The sequence below is a fragment of the Paenibacillus sp. JSM ZJ436 genome, from assembly GCF_044383795.1.
GTDB lineage: Bacteria > Bacillota > Bacilli > Paenibacillales > Paenibacillaceae > Paenibacillus_AQ > Paenibacillus_AQ algicola.
The window spans coordinates 121405-138747 of sequence record NZ_JBISEO010000010.1 but is presented as its reverse complement, the minus strand read 5'-3'; the positions used below and the strand labels follow the sequence as shown (position 1 = coordinate 138747).

Here is a 17343-nt window from a genome sequence, read left to right as displayed (position 1 = left end):
AGTGGAGAAGCAGTCAGTAGATATCATCGGAGCCTTCCAATACATAGAGAACAACTCAATAGAAGGACTCCCGCGGCGGAGGAATGGACATGGGTATCGTTTTTACGTTTTTGAACAAGCATCGGGTGGCTGCCCTGGCGGCACTGCTCATGATGATCATCGAGCTTGCCGTCGAGCTGTCGCAGCCGCTGATCATCTCCAAGATCATTGATGAAGGCATTCAGGAGAAGAATTTGACCGTTGTCTGGACTTGGCTGGCGGTGCTGGCGTCAACCGCGGTAATCGCGTTTGCTGCCGGTATCGCGAGCTCTTTTTTCGCTGCACATGCAAGTCAGGGGCTGGGGTATGACATGCGTGACAGGCTGTACGACAAGGTGCAGTCTTTCTCGTACGCAGTGTTTAACAAGTTCGCCACCTCCTCCCTGATCACCCGGCTGACCGGCGATGTAACACAGATTCAGGATACGGTGTTCATGGGACTGCGGTTTATGACCCGCGTTCCGCTCGTCGTCTCGGGAAGCATTATTATGGCACTGGTCATTGATGTTCAGCTCGGATTGTGGCTGGCGTTGACGGTGCCGATGCTATCGATCTTTATCGCCTGGGTGATGAAGAAAGCCGCGGTTTCCTTCAGGCGGGTTCAGCAGCGTCTGGATACCGTGAACGGCGTCATTCAGGAGAATCTGACCGGCATTCGGCTCATCCGCGTCTTCGTGCGCATGGGACATGAAATTCGCCGGTTCGCCTCCTCTTCAGAGCAGCTGATGCAGCGCACCGTATCCACACTGCGCATGACTGAACGGACAATGCCGTTCATTCTGATCGTGATGAATACCGCAATTATCGCGGTGCTCTGGTTCGGGCGGCGTGACATTATGACCGGCAATGCGTCCATCGGGGAGGTCGTCGCCGTGCTCAATTACTCTCTCCGCTGTATCGGGGCGATGTCGATGCTGTCAGGGCTGGTAATGGTACTATCCCGGGCAAGAGCCTCCGCGCTCCGGATCCAGGAAGTACTGGAGACAGAGGATGCTTCCTTGCAGGGTTCTGGGAAGCAAGATGGAGTCCGCACTGGATTGTCCAAGCAGCCTGATATTCCGGTTATCGCGGGCGACGTTGAATTCAATCACGTAGGCTTCAGCTACCCGGGCAGCGATATTACGGTGCTGGAGGAGATCTCCTTCCGCGCGGCACCGGGGGAGCGGATTGCGATTATGGGAGCTACCGGAGCCGGCAAATCCTCGCTCGTCCAGCTCATTCCGCAGCTCTATCAGGAGCATAAGGGCGCGGTGCTGATTGACGGACAGGCAGCCCATAGCTACGCGCCGGACAGCCTTCGCGCCAGCATTGGCTATGTGCCGCAGGAGGTGCTGTTATTTTCCGGTACCGTGAGGGATAATATCGCCTGGGGACGTCAGGATGCCAGTCTGGAGGACATTATGGAGGCGGCGAAGCAAGCCCAGATTCATGAGACGATTCTTCGCCTGCCGAAGAGATATGACACGATGCTGGGACAGCGGGGCGTGAACCTCTCCGGCGGTCAGAAGCAGCGCTTGTCGATTGCCCGGGCACTGGTCCGCAAGCCGGCGATTCTCATCCTGGATGACAGTACCAGTGCGCTGGATGTCAAGACAGAGTCGGCGCTGCTGCAAGCGCTGAAGGAAATTTCGTGCACGACCTTTTTAATTACGCAAAAAATCAGCTCTACCGTGTCGGCAGACCAGATTCTGCTGCTGGATGAAGGGCGCCTGATCGCCTGCGGTAAGCATGAGGAGCTGATGAACGATTCTGCGCTGTACCGCCGAATCTATGAATCCCAGCATGAGGAGGAAACCGCGCATGTTCAGAGCCTTCATTGAACCATTCCGTCAGCCGAGGCCCCGGTTTGAGCTGGGGGAGGGCAAAGGCATATTCACGGGGAAGAACAAGGTCCGCACCCGTAACTGGCAGGGGACGCTGAAGCGGATCTGGTCTTATCTGGCGAAGCGGAAGGGCAAGCTTGCCGTTGTATTGCTCATGGTGCTGCTCAGCTCCGCCTTAGGGCTTCTGGGCCCATTTCTGCTCGGTACCGCGGTCGATCAATTTCTGGAATCGGCGGGCAGCGCCAGCAGCGCGGATGACTGGACCTGGATCTATTTTCTGATCGGGCTGGGCGTCGTGTTTATCCTGCAGGCGATCACGACCTGGCTGCATAACATCTGGATGATCGGCATCGCCCAGGAGACGGTATACCGTATGCGAACCGATCTGTTCACCCATCTGCACCGGCTGCCCATTCCGTTCTTTGGCAAGCGGCAGCAGGGAGAAATTATGAGCCGCCTGACCAATGATATCGAGAATGTGAGCTCTACCCTAAACAGCTCCGCGATCCAGATCTTCTCCAGTGTACTGACGCTGGCGGGTACGGTTACGGTGATGCTGTGGCTCAGTCCGTTGCTGACACTGCTCACCTTTACGGTCGTGCCGCTCATGGCAGCCGGGCTTCGCTGGATTACCCGGCGCACCGGGCCGCTGTTCAAGGAGCGGCAGCGCAACCTGGGCGAGCTGAACGGCTACATTGAAGAAACCTTGTCCGGCCAGCGCGTCATCAAGGCGTTCTCGCAAGAGAAGCGGGTGCTGCGGGAGTTCCGGGAGCGCAATACGAAGATTCGCATGTCCGGCTTCTGGGCACAGACGATTTCCGGCTTTATTCCGAAGCTGATGAACGGCTTGAACAATTTAAGCTTCGCCATCGTAGCCGGCATCGGCGGAATTATGGCTATCAAGGGCTATATTACGATCGGCGTGATTGTCATATTCGAAAGCTATGCCAGACAGTTTACTCGGCCGCTGAATGATTTGGCGAACCAGTGGAATACCCTCTTGTCCGCAATGGCAGGCGCAGAGCGCGTGTTCGAGGTGCTGGATGAAGAGGTGGAGTCCAGGGATGAGGGCCAGGCGGTGAAGCTGGAGCGGGTAGAAGGCAGCGTCTCCTTCCGGAACGTGTCCTTCTCCTATGAAGAAGACGGCGATACGCTCGATGGAATTACGTTTGAGGTGAAGCCTGGGGAGATGATTGCGCTGGTCGGGCCGACAGGCGCGGGGAAGACGACGCTGATCCAGCTCTTGTCCCGATTTTATGATCCGAATGAGGGACAGATTTTACTGGATGGACGGGATCTGTCGACCATTCAGCGCGAGAGCCTGCGATCTCACATGGCATTCGTGCTCCAGGATTCCTTCCTGTTCGAAGGGACGATTCGGGAAAATATCCGCTACGGGCGGCTTCAGGCCACCGACGAAGAGGTGGAGGAGGCGGCCAAGCTGGCCAATGCGCATTCCTTTATCATGCGGATGAATGACGGCTATGACAAGGTGCTGAAGCATGGCGGCAGCGGCATCAGTCAGGGACAGAAGCAGCTGCTGGCGATCGCCCGCGCGATTCTGGCGAACCCTTCCATCCTGGTGCTGGATGAAGCGACGAGCAGTATTGATACCGTGACCGAGATCAAGATTCAGGAAGGGCTGCAGCGCCTGATGAAGGGCCGGACCAGCTTTGTCATTGCACATCGGCTGAATACGATCCGCCAAGCAGACCGGATTCTGGTGCTTCAGGACGGTCGTTTGCTGGAACAGGGCTGTCATGAGGAGCTGCTGGAGCAAAAAGGATTTTATAGTGAGCTGGTCCACAGCCAGCTCAAGAAAACAGCCAACTAAACAAGGGGCAGCCTGTCAGCCCATCCGTCAAGGGGTGGAGGTGTAAGGCTGCCCTTATGTATAAAGGAGACTTGCATGATGAAGGAGCTATTTACACTGGAAGACATTCACACCACACTTGCCAGCCAGCCGCTGGTGGTGCTCGTGCTCAAGACGCAGCATTGCGGGGTTTGCGAGGCCGTGCAGAGCAAGGTAGCTGCAATGCTGGAGCCGCGGGAGCATATTACCGGCATCTACGCCTATATGGAGCATGCTCCGGAGGCCGCGTCCGCCTTTATGGCGCTGACTTCCCCGGTCGTTCTGGTGTTTTATGAAGGGAAAGAAGTATACCGTGCTGCCCGCTTTGTGCGGATGGAGGAGCTGGAGAGGGCGCTGAAGCGTTACGAAGAGGTGATGAAGCTGCCGTAATCCGTGAAGCTGCAATATTTACATTTAAATTGGAAAATGATATTTTATTCTGTGAAGCAGCCCTATATACTGGATACCCGCAATTGCCTGAGGGGAGCGGAGCTGAGAGAAATGGGCTTTGACTACGAAGGTATTGGGTAAGAATAGAAGGAATTGTCCTCCTGCATCCGGGCAATTCCTTTTCTTTTGCAGCATGGACGGTGTGGTGCAGGAGCATTGAAATACATAGGGTTAAAGGGTGAATTCCAATATGCGGTGGAGGAACAGGCTGTGGCTGCGCCTTGCCCAAAGAGCCCTGAAGAATCGGGATCGGGAGCGAGCGCTGGCTTATATGGATAAAGGTAAGGATTCGATAAGTACGCTTCAGGACCAGATTGCCTACGTCAATCTGCTACACGGTGCCGGCCGCTCACAGGAGGGGCTGACGCTGCTGGGCCAGATCATTGACCAGAAGGGAGCCTCCGCCGCTTATGAACGGCGCGCGCACCTGCTAAGGGAGCTGGGACGGGGCGAGGAAGCCATTACGGACCTGGATGAAGCCATTATGTTGAACAAAGACAACTATTTGAACTGGTATACCCGCGGTGTGCTGAATCGGGATTTGGGAAAATATGAAGAAGCCATCCGGGATCTGAAGCAGAGCATCAGCAGAGAGGGGCCGGAGAGTATCATCTCCACCTACTATGAGCTGGGCATGACGTATGTGGAGAGCGGAGATCCTGCCGCTGCCACCCGCTGGTTTCAGCAAAGCATTCAGCGGCCAGAGCGAAGTATACCGATGTACTATTTCATGCTGGCCCGGTGCCTGTGTCATGAAGGGAAGCCAGAAGAAGCAAAGCAGGTGCTGCTGCAGGGGGTAGAGCTGGCGGACCGCTATGAAGCCCAGGCCGATGAGGGCTACGCGCTGTTTGATGAGGCTACGAATTATAGTAGGGGCGCGTTCCTGACATTTCAGCGGCAGATGAAGGAGAGCTTTTCTTTCCGCCTGCTGCTTGCCGATACTAATCTGCAGCTGGGAGACATCGACGGGGGCCTTCAGGCGATTGCTGAAGGATTGGCCAGGTATCCCGGAGAAGTGGAGCTGTATCTGAAGCGGGCCATGCTTCTTTCTGCCGCCGGCAGAGCCGATGAAGCGAAGGAGAATCTGCGGCTGGCCGTGCATCAGGAGCCGGATGATTTAAGGGCCTATGCCGAGCTTCTGCGTCTGCTGCGGGAAGAGGAAGGAGAGGCAGGAGAAGAGGCTGCGCTGGAGCTGCTCACGGTGCTGATGAAGCGTCAGCCGAGAACGCCCATTGTCTGCTATTGGGCAGCAGACAGCCTGTATCGCCTGGGCCGGTACGAGCATGCGCTGGACATGAACAGCCGCCTGCTGGAGGTAGAGCCGGATGATCCGGCCAACTACATCCAGCGTGCAGACATCTACATTGAAATGGGCAGCCTGCCTTCCGCGGAGGAGGCCATGCAGCAAGCCGTGAAGCTGGAGAACAGCCCGGAAATTCATAACAAGCTCAGCTACATTCAATATTTGCAGGGGCATAATGAGGATGCGCTGCTATCCCTCCAGCAGACGGCAGAGCTCGATCCGGAGTATGAGCAGCACCCCGCCTATCAGTCCGCCAGCGGACATATTTATAAGGAGATGGGCATGTGGGATTTGGCTGTTCAGGCCTACAGCCGGGCGATTCGGGCAGAGCCCCGCCAGGTGAAGCTGTACGAATTCCGCGCCGGCTGCTTCCTGGAAACGGGGCAGCTGGAGCAGGCAGCAGCGGATTGCACGCGGGGGCTTGAGCTGGATGGAGATGCTGCGGAGCTGTACAGTCTCCGCAGCTCGGTTTATTACGCAATGAAGGATTATCCGGCGGCTGCACAGGATATGCAGCAGTACCTGCACTTTTACCCCGAGCACCCCGGAGCTTATTACCGACTGGGACAGATGCTGTACAAGAATCGGGAGGAGGAGGCTGCACTGGCTGCTTTTGACCGGGTGCTGTCGCTCATTCCCGAGCATGCGGACTGCTATTTATATAAAGCTCATATTTATTTCGGACAGCTGGAGCCAGAAGCAGCTCTGCAGCACATTGTGAGCTGGGGGCTGTTCTATGATAAGGGGGCCCCGGTCGGAGAGAGAGTAAACGCCATTCGCTCGCTGGAGGGCTTCACAGAGGAGATCCTGGAGGAGGCTGCAGAACGCTTGAGAGGCATGTACGGCCAAAGCCAGTATTTATCCTGAAGCCCGTGAGGGGAAACGACGTGTTATTTCACCATTTTCTGTAATCCTCTGCAATGATACGAAAGTCGTGAAACTGTGGTATGATAGGAGCACTGACTTTTCATTTCAAAGAAACGGCTTTCGCGGCCCTGACAGGCGGCGGGCCGTTTCTTCTTGCGTCTTCACAGCATGGCAAAGGAGGTGATGTCCTGTGATATCCTTGCAGGAGGTCAGCAGAAGCTTTACACAGGGGGACAGCCGCCTTCAGGCTGTGGACCGCGTGACGCTGGAAATTGCAGCGGGCGAAATTCACGGCATTATGGGAGCCAGCGGAGCAGGCAAGTCCACGCTGCTTCGAATGATTAATCTGCTGGAACGCCCGGATGCCGGGAAGGTATTCGTGGGAGGTCAAGAATTGACGGTTCTCTCGGCATCAGCGCTCCGGCAGGCGAGAAGATCGATCGGCATGATCTTTCAGCACTTTAATCTGGTCGGCAACCGGACGGTGGAAGGGAATGTAGGGATGCCTTTAGAGCTTTCAGGCGTGCGCAGGCCGGAGCGGCAGCAGCGCACAGAGGAGCTGCTTCGCTATGTAGGCCTGCTGGAGAAGAAGCATCAGTACCCCGCGAGCCTGAGCGGAGGCCAGAAACAGCGGGTGGCCATTGCCCGTGCCCTGATCTCGCGTCCTAAGGTGCTGCTGTGTGATGAGCCCACCTCGGCACTGGATGAACGAACAGCTTCAAGTATTCTGGAGCTGTTGAAGGAGGTTCATGCCTCGGGAGTTACCATCGTCATGGTTACACATGAGCGGAGTGTCATTGACCGGATGTGCAGCCATGTTTCAGTGATGGAGCATGGACGCATTCTCCGTACGGCGCCGGTAAAGGAGAGCTATCCATGATGGAATGGTGGAACAATCTCTATCAATATCTGGCGGACTACTTCCAGTATGTATCCGGGTATCAGGAGCAGATCTGGAAGGCGATCGGAGAAACGTTCGTGATGGTCGGCATTTCTATTGCCGCTGCCTTGCTGCTCGGGCTTCCTGCAGGCACGCTCCTGTATCTGACTCGAAGGGGACAGCTGCTGGAGAATCCGCTGCTGTTCGCCATCGTCAACAGCCTGGTGAATGTCATACGCTCGTTCCCGTTCCTGCTGCTGGTAGTCGCGATGATTCCGCTCACCCGCCTGATTGTCGGTACTGCCATCGGAACACTTGCCGCCGCTGTGCCGATGTCGGTCATCGCATTTGCGTATTATTCACGGCTGGTCGAGCAGTCGCTGCTGGAGGTCCCCCGGGATGTCATTGAGGCCGCCTCTTCAATGGGAGCATCTACTCTGCAGATTATTGTGAAATTTGTATATGTGGAGGCGCGCTCGGGACTGGTGCTCGGCCTGACGACTTCCATGATCAGCTTCATTTCGTATTCGACGGTGATGGGCATCGTTGGCGGAGGAGGCGTCGGGGACTTTGCGATCCGTTATGGCTACCAGCGCTTTGAATACGAGATTATGGTGTTCACGATCATCATCATGATCATTCTGGTACAGTCCATCCAGTTCGCCGGGAATGTGTGCTCCCGCCTGCTGGATAAGAAATGAGATTCAATCAGCCCGCTACGCCTGCGCGGCATATCTCAACACATATAAAGGAGACAACAACGATGAAGCTATGGAAAATGAATACGGGCCGGCCCTGGGCAGCCCTGCTGCTTGCCCTGGCCCTGATTACAGTAGCCGGATGCGGCCAGGCCGGCAATGAGTCAGAGCCGGAAGGCAAGGCTGTGGAGGAAATTACGCTGAAGGTGGCTTCCCTGATTCCGCCGATGACCGATGTTCTGGAAATGGTAAAGCCGGCGCTTCAGGAGGAGGGCATCCTGCTGGAGGTCGTCATTCTGTCGGATAATATTCAGCCAAACCACGCGCTGGCGAACAAAGAGGTCGATGCGAACTTCTTCCAGCATGCTCCGTACATGGAGGACTACAACAAGAATAACGATGCCGAGCTGGTGTCGGTGCAGCCGATTTACAACGCTGTTTACGGTGCGTACTCCAAGCGGTATGACTCCATTGAGGAGCTGCCGGAGGGAGCTGTGATTGCGGTGCCGAATGATCCCTCGAACATTGGGCGCTCCCTGGTCATGCTGGAGCAGCACGGGATGATCAAGCTGAAGGAAGGGGTAGGCATTCAGGCGACGGTAGGGGATGTCGTGGACAATCCGAAGGGCTACGAGTTCGAGGAGGTCGATCTGCTTATGCTGGCGCGCACGCTGGATGATGTGGATCTGGTGACGATGACCCCGGCTTACGCCAAGCCGCTGGGACTGACGCCGAAGAAGGATGCGCTCATCACGGAAGGAAAAGACTCGGAGTTTGCGATTACGCTTGTGGCCCGGGAAGACAATAAGGATTCCGAGGCGATCCAGAAGCTGGCACAAGTCATGACAGGACCAGACGTACGGGCCTTCTTCGAAGAGAACTATGCCGAGATCGCGATTCCTGCGTTCTAAAAAAAGTGACCTCTTAACGGCTTGACCCCTGCCTGCACTCTCAAGCCACAGGCAGCGAGATCGTAAACACCGTGCCGTTCTGCGGCTCGCTGTTCACGGATACCGTGCCCTGCATGGAACGGATGGCCTGATAAGAGAAGGTCAGCCCAAGGCCGGTTCCGGTTCTTTTGGTAGAATAGTAGATGGAGCCAAGACGGCTGAGCTGATCTCCGTCCATGCCGACTCCGTTGTCGCGAATCTCGAACTGGACCCGGTCTCCCAGAGACTTGAAGGAGATAAGGACCTGGGCGTGCGGGACGTCCATGCAGGCCTCAATCGCATTTTTGATGAAATTCATGAGCAGCTGCTTCATCTCGGTAGAGTTGCCGTAGACCATCACGGCTTCTGCAGGACAGTCGGTCTGAATGCTCACCTTGTGCATGGTGGCGTACGGGGTCATGACCTCGACAACGGATCTTAAATGAGTGATGAGGTCAAGCTCTTGCCGGTGTGAGCTGAGCGGCTTGCTCATGGATAAGTAATCTGACAAGATCTGCTCTGTCCGGTGAATTTCTTCAATGCTAATATCGATAAAGCGTTCTGTTTTGTCCGGAGAGAAGGCATTGGAGCGAATTAATTTCAGAAAGCCCAGCACGGTCGTCAGCGGATTGCGGACCTCATGGGCGAGTGAGGCGGCCACGTGGTTGGCCGCTTCTACTTTTTCATTTTGCAAATAACGCAGCTGCAGCTCTTTATCGCTGACCGATTTGTTAAACAGCGTCACGAGCAGCCAAATGCCAATAAAGTTCTGGACGGGCATGACGATCATATTAAAGGACAGGTGCGTCAGCAAATAGTCGGTGTGACTAAAGTAAAGATAGATAAGTGGAAGAAACGAGAAGAGGACAGCCGCCAGCAGCGTGACCAGCTGCTTCCGCCTTGCTCGATGATAGGCAGTGCTCAGCAGAACGGAGATGGGAAAGGTCACACACATAATAATCATGGCGTTGAAGGCGCCGATCCCTCCAAGATACAGGCGGTAAGCCACAAATTCAGCCAGGAGAATAAGCCCGGTTGTTATGCCGCCAAAGACCAGGCCAAAAAACATAATGACATATCGGATATCGAACATAATGCCTTGTACGGCACTGGATGGGAAGGTCATCGCGAGGAACAGAGAAATACAGCAGGTGATTGCGATGAAGGCACGGGAGTAGTTGATTTCCAGATTCCGATAGTAGACGTTGTACATAACAAAAGGCATTAAAGCAAAAAACAGCTGCAGCAGGACACCCTTAAATTCCGACAAAAGACATCACCCTCTTAAACCAAGATTGTGTGGCTGCTTACGAAATTCACTAGAAATATTCGACAGTGGGGGAGGAATATCCTTGAGTTTTATATAAAAAAATCATGAAAAGAGACTTTCCATAACAAAAAGGACCGCTTCTGAGGATCAATGATCTTCAAAAGCGGTCCTTTTGCATCATGCATGAAGTGGCCTTATGTTTACAGCTGTTATCTAAATATCAGCCCCGGCGATGGGCGCCGCCAGGATGAGCCGGCCTCGCGGCTGTTCCCCATAAGCGTCCGGCTCCACCGTAATTGCGACGGTGTCATAATCCTCCGGCTCAAAGGTGTAATGCAGCGCGCCAATGCCGTCTCTGGCGAGGAAGGTGCCGGCGTTGCGCTTGTCTTCGCCTTTAATGAGCCATACCTGGAAGGCTTCATTGGATTGCAGCTCCGGCAGATTCTCAGCCTGCACGACCAGATGGGTGCCCTGACTGTCAATGACGATCGTAGCCAGGCCCTGGGCAATAATGTCCTCAGAGACCGGGTCCAGCTTCACCGCTTCACCCAGCTTTAAGCCCTGTGAGGGCTTGAGTGCATCATTCAGCATGGCCTGCAGCCGGTCTGCCTCATTCTGTGCAGCCAACAGCTCCTGCTTCGCAGCTTCGGCCTCGGCAGACTGCAGCTCCAGCTGCCCCACTTCACCCCGAAGCTGGGCACTGTACACCCCTAATGCAATAACGGCAGCGGCAAGTCCGGCGCTGGCAGCCCGCCAGCCGCGGCTGCTTCGCATGAAAATAGCTCTTGGCGGTGCCGAAGCCGTGCCGCTTTCTGTGGCTGAAGCCCGTTCAGCCGCAGAAGACCTCTTCGTGGCCTGAGACTCCGCAGGCTGATTCAGCCCGTTCCCGGCAGCAGGGACAGATTCTTGTCCAGCCGCATTCGGTACGGCTGATGCATATGCTGTGCCGGCTTCACCCTGCAGCACATGTCCCAGGATGCGCTCCTTCATGCCGGCCGGAGGCTGAACAGGCGTTGCCGCCAGCGGCAGGTAATCCAGGACCTTCTTCATTTCCTCCACCTGCTTCACGCATTCAGGGCATTCAGACAAATGCGCCTCGAATTCCTTCTGCTCGGATGCGGACAATCCCCCAAGTACATACAGTTCAACGAGCTCTACCATCGTTGTATGCTTGTCCATCATACAGTCTCTTCCCTTCTTTCCGTCTCCGCCCACAGATTCAGCGCTCCCAATCGCTTTTGAAGCTGTTTCATGGCCAGGCGGACCCGGCTCTTGACGGTGCCAAGCGGTATTTGATATTGAACAGAAACCTCTTGCTGTGTCATGCCCTGATAATAGATGGAGTCTACGACGATCTTCTGCTCTTCGCTTAATTCTGCCAGGGCTTCTGACACCTTTAGACCCAGCCACCGGCTCTCGACAACCTGTTCTGTGCTGCTGCTCTCATCCGGAATGAGATGTATCACCTCATCGGTCACCGGGGAGGCGGCGCTGCGCGCTGATTTGCGGCGCAGCGTATCAATCGCGATATTGCGCGTAATGGCAAACATCCAGGTCGTCAGCTTTCCCTGCTCGCTCTGGTACCGTTCTGCATGATTCCAGATTCGCAGAAACAGCTCCTGCATCACTTCTTCCGCCGCCATCTCATCCTGCACAATGCGGTAGGCAAAAGCGTAAATGACTCTCTCATACTGGCTGTACAGCTGCTCCAGAGCAGCACTGTCCTTCTCCATGATCCGCTGCATGAGCAGGCGGTCATCGTGATTGTCATTCATCCGGAGGCTCCTTTCCCTCAAAACCTCCCTATATTATAGCTTTCGCAGGGAATGTTCCAAAGGATTACATTTTATTTTATTTTTTTTTCGAAAAAAAGTGATCCAAATCTCAAGTCCTCTCGTTACATGGGACAAGAAGCCATTCACAAGACGTGAAGGGTTGCTCATAACATACCATTTCTTAAAAGGAGTGTGCAAAATTTGATGAAATCTACTTTAACCCGAATGCTGACCTTGATGCTGGCATTCATGCTGGTTGTACCCGCAGCAGCTGGTGCTGCAGCAGCACCTACTGTGAAGGGAGCCGCCGAGGATCTTCGCTCTGCACTGGGACGTCTCTTGGGAGAGCATGCGGTGCTGGCGCTGACGGCCATGCAGAAGGGATACGACGGGAAGGCAGACTTTAACGCAGCGGCAGAAGCGCTGAATGGCAACACGGAGGATTTGACCCAGGCAATCAGCTCTGTATACGGTGCTGAAGCGGGCGTAGCATTCAAGAAGGTCTGGAACTCGCACATTGGTTACTTTGTTGACTATGTACAGGCTTCAGCAGCGAAGGACAGTGCCGGCATGCAGAAGGCTGTCCAGAATCTGGAGAAGTACCGCATGGAGCAAGCCAAGTTTTTTGCCGATGCGAATCCGTACATGAATGAGCAGCAGACGGCAGAAGGCCTCAAAATGCACATTAATCACCTGCTGGATGCTTTCAACAGCTACACCGCAGGCAAATATGACGAGGCTTACAGCTATCAGCGTGAAGCTTACATGCATATGTTTATGACAGGTGACGGCATTGCCGGAGCGATCATCAAGCAATTTCCGAAGCAATTCCCGGGGGATGCCATGAGTCCGGCATCGGATCTGCGCTCCGCTCTGGAGCAGCTGCTTGGCGAGCATGCCTTTGCAGCAGCTGTTACATTGCAAAAGGGCATCGACGGTGCACCTGATTTCAATAACGCAGCAGCATGGCTGAACATGAACACCGAGGATCTGACGAAAGCCATTGCTTCTGTCTATGGCAATGAAGCTGGAGCAGCGTTCAAGACGATCTGGAACTCTCATATCGGCTACTTCGTCGACTATGTGAAGGCTACAGGCGCTAACGATGCGGCAGCCAAGCAAAAAGCAGTAAATGATCTGGAGAAGTACCGGATGGAGCAAGCTAAATTTTTTGCAGATGCCAATCCGTTCATGAATGAGCAGCAGACAGCGGAAGGTCTCAAAATGCATATCAACCACCTGGTGGACGCATTCGACAGCTATGTAGCTAAAGACTATTCAGAAGCATACATGATGAACCGTGAAGCCTACACACATATGTTCATGACGGGTGAAGGGATCAGCGGCGCCATTGTGAAGCAATTCCCGGACAAGTTCATGCAAGGCATGACTCCTGAGAAGCCGGCAACACCTATGGTATCCAAGATCACGCTGGGTCTTGGCAGCAAAATGCTGATGGTAGACGGAAAAGCGGTCAAGATGGACGTGGCTCCAATGATCAAGTACAACAGAACCTATATCCCGGTTCGCTACCTTGCTGAAAGCCTGGGAGCGGAGATCAAGTTTGACAATGCCACCAAGACAACCTGGATCATGGCCGGTGAGGATAAGCTGGCATTCTGGATCGGTCAGGATGTTATGGAGCTGAACGGCAAATCTCAAAAGGTAGGCGCGAAGGTGTTTATCGAGAATGGCCGTACCCATGTACCGGTTCGCTTTATCGCTGAGCTGCTTGGGTGGAAGCTGCATGGAACCGCTCAAGACCTGATGCTCACGAAGGAAATGGCTCATATGGGCCACATGAATCATTAATCCTCATTCTTCATTAAAGTAAGTTTAGATAAGGCGCCCCTGCTCAAGGTGACAGACTGGATGTAACACAATCCGGCTGTTCCCTGGATGCAGGGGCGCTTTTTTGCGTAAAGAAAAGTGAGAGGATAAAAGGGATTCATTCGCCAATGCAGAAGTAAGCATGCTAGGGGATGTGCGAGGCTCAGCGGCTTTGAAGGCTGCGGCTTCTTGTTCCACATCCAATCGACAGTATAAAGGAGCTTATGAAATCATCATGAATACGATCAGCCTTCGAAAAATCGAATTGGAAAACTGCAGTCCCATCCCGACCATGGACGAAAGCCGGCTTAACCGGTTCTGGGATGAGCAGCTGGCCCGGCATGAGGAACGCCCGATGGAGGTTACAATAGCCGGGGAGGATACACCTTACCCGGGAATGAAGGTGAACAAAGTCACCTACAAAGGCTTTGATGAGACGCCTGTACATGCATGGCATATTGCACCGGTACAAGCCGAGACGAATGCACCGTGTGTGGTGACCTTTCCCGGCTACACGATGGACCGCGGCTTTCCGGAGCGCTATGCTCACTATCTGCTGCTCGGCTGGCATGTGCTGGCTGTAGACGTCCGGGGGCAGTCGGGAGAGACCGGCAGCCTGCTGCCGCTGGACAGCGGAATCGCTCGCGGCTGGATTACACAAGGCATTATGGAGGCAGAGCGCTCCTATTATATGGCGGTTACTATAGATGCGATGAGAGCCGTCAAGGTAGCGGCCGGGCTGCCGGGCGTCGACGCCAAGCGTATTGCCACAGCCGGAGGAAGTCAGGGCGGGGGACTCGCATTCATCAGCGGAGCACTCAGCCCGCTTGTCGCAGCCGTTGCGGCGGATATTCCCAATCTGTGCCGTATGGATTACGGGGTGCTGCATTCTACCAGCTCCTTGACGGAGGTGGCACAATACATCAAGCGCTATCCCGACCGGCTGGAGGCTGTTCTGTCGAGTCTGGCGCATTTTGATATGCTCAATCTCGCTCCCCGGCTCAAGGTGCCTGTGATGGTGTCAGTAGGCTGGAAGGATACAGTTTGTATGCCGGAGACCATCTATGCCGCCTACAACCGGGTTCAGTCGCCCAAGGAAATCCGCGACTATCCATTCTCCGGCCATGAGGTCAGCGAGCATCAGAAGCGGGAAGCGGTGGTGTTTCTGCAGAAGCATCTGGGCTGAAGGTAAGGATGAAGCACTATCCTGAAATTCCAGGTCATAATGTAAGTTTATATAACACATAAAACTATTTTGTTAGTTTATTTAACATACTCTATTGACTTTGGGCTTTTCACCCCTATAATTAAACACAAGGAGTCAGAGGAAACATCGAATCAACCTAGAAATTTTGATTAGGTGTTACTATAACTCACATTGGGGTGCTTGACATGATGATTACGGCCGGCGATCTCAAGCAGGACATTTTGAGAATTTACAACGCCATTAACAAGAGAATTTTTAATGCGGGCGTCAGGCAGCAGAAGGTCGATTTTGTCGGCAGCAAGATCATCATCGTCTCCAGAAACACCCGGGTCCCCGTCTTAAAGCTGCTGGATGAGCATGATCCCCAGTCTACACGCCAGCTGGACCATCTGCTGTTTCAGGTGCTGAAGCAGGAGATCAAGAAGGAGTTTGAACAACAGCTGAAATTGAATATTATCACGATTTTGAAGGATTATGATGCTGAGACCGAATATTCCGGTACCATCGTTTTCCTGGAGAAGGACGTGGAATGTTATCTGAACGACAAGCCGGAACTCTGTTAAGAGAGCAGGCCGATCGTCAGTTTAGTATCGAACTGTGCAGGAATGCTGCACGTTCGGGCCTGGACTGGCGATTTTTTTATACCCGCTTTGAAAATAACCCCTGTAATTTCAGAAAAAGGAGGAAACAAAATGAGTCAGCACAAAATTGAGATTGATGGTGTCAGCAAATGGTTTCGCCGCAACGGAGAGGAAATTGCTGCGATGCGGGAGACGAATCTTTCGATTGAAGCCGGCAGGTTTGTCAGCATCATCGGCCCCAGCGGCTGCGGGAAATCGACCTTGTTCAATATTATTGCAGGCCTGATGCCGCCCTCCACGGGACGGGTGCTGGCGGACGGAGAAAATATCGTAGGCAAGACCGGTTATGTCGGGTACATGCTGCAGAAGGATATGCTCCTCCCATGGCGGACTATCCTGGATAACATTATTCTCGGCATGGAGGTAAGGGGCGTTCCTCATCAGGAGGCGGTTCAGCGCGCCTTGCCGTTGATGGAGAAGTACGGACTGAAGGGCTTTGACAAGCATTATCCCAAGGAGCTTTCAGGAGGGATGAAGCAAAGAGCAGCTTTACTGAGAACGCTGCTGTATGACCGCGATATTATTTTGCTGGACGAGCCCTTTGGGGCGCTGGATGCCCAGACCCGGCTGACGATGCAGAACTGGCTGCTGCAGATTTGGGAGGATTTCGGCAAGACGGTGCTGTTCGTTACCCATGACATAGACGAGGCTATCTATTTATCGGATGACATTTATGTGTTTTCCTCCAGACCCGGGCGGATCAAGTCCAAGATTACAGTGACCATGGAGCGTCCGCGCAAGACCGAGGATATGACCTCTCCGGCCTTTATGGAGCTTAAGCAGCATCTGATGGATTTGTTATCCGCAGGGCATGAAGAGCCCATATCGTCCTAGTCTCTCAAATACTGTATTTCACATTTTATGAATCTAGTGAAGGAGTGATCTGAATGGAAACTGCACGTAAAGAAGCCTTTGTTGTACATGCCATCCCCTCCCCGGAGCTGTCTGTCAGTGGAGCCAAGAGGCCGGAGGTGGTGCCTTATATTTTGGATGAAGAGGCTATAGAACGAAAAAGAAGCCGGCGGATCGTATGGGGCAGAGCCGCCGTGGCTGCCATGATTTTTGTGATATGGGAGGTATTTACGCGCCTTGGCCTGCTGGATGCCTACTATTGGAGCAGCCCCAGCGCCATTGCCGAGACCACCTGGATTCAGCTGACGGAAGGAACGCTGATGCGCGATGTCATTTACACCTCGGGCTCTACCATTCTAGGTTTTATGTTTGGGACGGCCTTGGGAGCATTGCTGGGACTCTCGTTTTGGTGGTCGAAATCGTACGCAGGCGTCAGTGAGCCGTACTTAATTATTCTCAATGCCATGCCGAAGCTGGCGCTTGCGCCTGTCCTGGTCATCCTGCTCGGCATCGGGTTTTTCTCCAAAGTGGCACTGGCATTCTCTATGACCGTAGTTGTCGCGGCACTGTCGGCCTACAGCGGCGTGAAAAGTGTCGATCCGGATATGGAAAAGCTGATGTACTCGCTCGGCGCAAAACGGCGTCAGGTGTTCGCCAAGGTCGTGGTGCCGTGGTCGATGCCCTGGATCATCAGCAGCCTTCGCATCAACATCGCTCTCGCACTTGCCGGAGCTATAGTAGGTGAATTCATCGCTTCGAGCCAGGGAATCGGACGCATGATTATGTATGCGGGGACCATTCTCGATATTAACCTCGTTTGGGTTGGCGTTGTCGTACTGTCGTTCCTCTCGATGCTAATGTACTGGGGCGTGGTTCTGCTGGAGAAATGGCTGTCCAAGGGCCTTGCCAAGGTCTGAGCCATAGAGT

At 54.1% G+C, this 17343-nt stretch carries 15 protein-coding genes; 12 read left to right on the top strand and 3 right to left on the bottom strand.

What is annotated here, in order from left to right; translation table 11 throughout:
- Positions 1-89: 89 nt before the first annotated feature.
- The 7 genes from ACH6EH_RS14070 to ACH6EH_RS14040 all read left to right on the top strand — a co-directional run bounded on the left by ACH6EH_RS14070 (position 90) and on the right by ACH6EH_RS14040 (position 8823).
- On the top strand, positions 90-1859 hold the full coding sequence (locus tag ACH6EH_RS14070; RefSeq protein WP_397332776.1) for an ABC transporter ATP-binding protein: 1770 nt from the start codon (positions 90-92) through the stop codon (positions 1857-1859).
- Positions 1840-3696, top strand: coding sequence for an ABC transporter ATP-binding protein (locus tag ACH6EH_RS14065; protein WP_397332775.1), 1857 nt, complete (start codon positions 1840-1842; stop codon positions 3694-3696). Before ACH6EH_RS14070 ends, ACH6EH_RS14065 begins: the two co-directional genes overlap by 20 nt.
- A 75-nt stretch (positions 3697-3771) precedes the next feature.
- Positions 3772-4104, top strand: a complete 333-nt coding sequence (locus tag ACH6EH_RS14060) for a YbbN family protein (RefSeq protein WP_397332773.1) — start codon at positions 3772-3774, stop codon at positions 4102-4104.
- Between the two features lie 250 nt (positions 4105-4354).
- Positions 4355-6334, top strand: a complete 1980-nt coding sequence (locus ACH6EH_RS14055) for a tetratricopeptide repeat protein (protein ID WP_397332772.1) — start codon at positions 4355-4357, stop codon at positions 6332-6334.
- Between the two features lie 190 nt (positions 6335-6524).
- Positions 6525-7214 (top strand): methionine ABC transporter ATP-binding protein, encoded by a 690-nt coding sequence (locus ACH6EH_RS14050; RefSeq protein ID WP_208203403.1) that lies wholly within the window; start codon positions 6525-6527, stop codon positions 7212-7214.
- Positions 7214-7915 (top strand): methionine ABC transporter permease, encoded by a 702-nt coding sequence (locus tag ACH6EH_RS14045; protein WP_138227648.1) that lies wholly within the window; start codon positions 7214-7216, stop codon positions 7913-7915. The genes ACH6EH_RS14050 and ACH6EH_RS14045 overlap by 1 nt, the downstream gene beginning before the upstream one ends.
- Before the next feature lie 77 nt (positions 7916-7992).
- Positions 7993-8823, top strand: a complete 831-nt coding sequence (locus ACH6EH_RS14040) for a MetQ/NlpA family ABC transporter substrate-binding protein (protein ID WP_208203450.1) — start codon at positions 7993-7995, stop codon at positions 8821-8823.
- 40 nt (positions 8824-8863) lie between these two features.
- Here the strand turns inward: ACH6EH_RS14040 and ACH6EH_RS14035 are convergent, their stop codons facing one another.
- From ACH6EH_RS14035 to ACH6EH_RS14025, 3 genes are all read right to left on the bottom strand, one after another.
- Complete coding sequence (locus ACH6EH_RS14035; protein WP_397332771.1) at positions 8864-10111, bottom strand: ATP-binding protein; 1248 nt, start codon at positions 10109-10111, stop codon at positions 8864-8866.
- A 213-nt stretch (positions 10112-10324) separates the two neighbouring features.
- Positions 10325-11293, bottom strand: a complete 969-nt coding sequence (locus ACH6EH_RS14030; protein WP_397332770.1) for an anti-sigma factor domain-containing protein — start codon at positions 11291-11293, stop codon at positions 10325-10327.
- A complete protein-coding gene (locus tag ACH6EH_RS14025) occupies positions 11290-11886 on the bottom strand; it encodes an RNA polymerase sigma factor (protein ID WP_397332769.1) in 597 nt (198 codons plus the stop codon). The genes ACH6EH_RS14030 and ACH6EH_RS14025 overlap by 4 nt, the downstream gene beginning before the upstream one ends.
- Before the next feature lie 204 nt (positions 11887-12090).
- Here ACH6EH_RS14025 and ACH6EH_RS14020 point away from each other — a divergent pair, with 204 nt between their 5' ends.
- The 5 genes from ACH6EH_RS14020 to ACH6EH_RS14000 all read left to right on the top strand — a co-directional run bounded on the left by ACH6EH_RS14020 (position 12091) and on the right by ACH6EH_RS14000 (position 17333).
- Positions 12091-13698 carry a copper amine oxidase N-terminal domain-containing protein gene (locus ACH6EH_RS14020; RefSeq protein WP_397332768.1) on the top strand — a complete coding sequence of 536 codons (1608 nt, stop codon included), beginning with the start codon at positions 12091-12093 and terminating at the stop codon, positions 13696-13698.
- A gap of 253 nt (positions 13699-13951) precedes the next feature.
- Positions 13952-14902, top strand: coding sequence for an acetylxylan esterase (locus ACH6EH_RS14015; protein WP_397332767.1), 951 nt, complete (start codon positions 13952-13954; stop codon positions 14900-14902).
- A gap of 206 nt (positions 14903-15108) precedes the next feature.
- Positions 15109-15486 (top strand): Na-translocating system protein MpsC family protein, encoded by a 378-nt coding sequence (locus ACH6EH_RS14010; protein ID WP_397332766.1) that lies wholly within the window; start codon positions 15109-15111, stop codon positions 15484-15486.
- A 129-nt stretch (positions 15487-15615) separates the two neighbouring features.
- Positions 15616-16398 carry an ABC transporter ATP-binding protein gene (locus ACH6EH_RS14005; protein ID WP_397332765.1) on the top strand — a complete coding sequence of 261 codons (783 nt, stop codon included), beginning with the start codon at positions 15616-15618 and terminating at the stop codon, positions 16396-16398.
- Positions 16399-16451: 53 nt separating this feature from the next.
- Complete coding sequence (locus tag ACH6EH_RS14000; RefSeq protein ID WP_138224908.1) at positions 16452-17333, top strand: ABC transporter permease; 882 nt, start codon at positions 16452-16454, stop codon at positions 17331-17333.
- Positions 17334-17343: the final 10 nt, after the last annotated feature.

Bases quoted from the DNA above. Each gene is read 5' to 3' on its own strand.
- ACH6EH_RS14020 (WP_397332768.1), top strand. From the start codon at position 12,091: ATGAAATCTACTTTAACCCGAATGCTGACCTTGATGCTGGCATTCATG.
- ACH6EH_RS14000 (WP_138224908.1), top strand. From the start codon at position 16,452: ATGGAAACTGCACGTAAAGAAGCCTTTGTTGTACATGCCATCCCCTCC.
- ACH6EH_RS14070 (WP_397332776.1), top strand. From the start codon at position 90: ATGGGTATCGTTTTTACGTTTTTGAACAAGCATCGGGTGGCTGCCCTG.
- ACH6EH_RS14005 (WP_397332765.1), top strand. From the start codon at position 15,616: ATGAGTCAGCACAAAATTGAGATTGATGGTGTCAGCAAATGGTTTCGC.
- ACH6EH_RS14030 (WP_397332770.1), bottom strand. From the start codon at position 11,293: ATGATGGACAAGCATACAACGATGGTAGAGCTCGTTGAACTGTATGTA.
- ACH6EH_RS14045 (WP_138227648.1), top strand. From the start codon at position 7,214: ATGGAATGGTGGAACAATCTCTATCAATATCTGGCGGACTACTTCCAG.
- ACH6EH_RS14015 (WP_397332767.1), top strand. From the start codon at position 13,952: ATGAATACGATCAGCCTTCGAAAAATCGAATTGGAAAACTGCAGTCCC.
- ACH6EH_RS14025 (WP_397332769.1), bottom strand. From the start codon at position 11,886: ATGAATGACAATCACGATGACCGCCTGCTCATGCAGCGGATCATGGAG.
- ACH6EH_RS14010 (WP_397332766.1), top strand. From the start codon at position 15,109: ATGATGATTACGGCCGGCGATCTCAAGCAGGACATTTTGAGAATTTAC.
- ACH6EH_RS14040 (WP_208203450.1), top strand. From the start codon at position 7,993: ATGAATACGGGCCGGCCCTGGGCAGCCCTGCTGCTTGCCCTGGCCCTG.
- ACH6EH_RS14055 (WP_397332772.1), top strand. From the start codon at position 4,355: ATGCGGTGGAGGAACAGGCTGTGGCTGCGCCTTGCCCAAAGAGCCCTG.
- ACH6EH_RS14065 (WP_397332775.1), top strand. From the start codon at position 1,840: ATGTTCAGAGCCTTCATTGAACCATTCCGTCAGCCGAGGCCCCGGTTT.
- ACH6EH_RS14060 (WP_397332773.1), top strand. From the start codon at position 3,772: ATGATGAAGGAGCTATTTACACTGGAAGACATTCACACCACACTTGCC.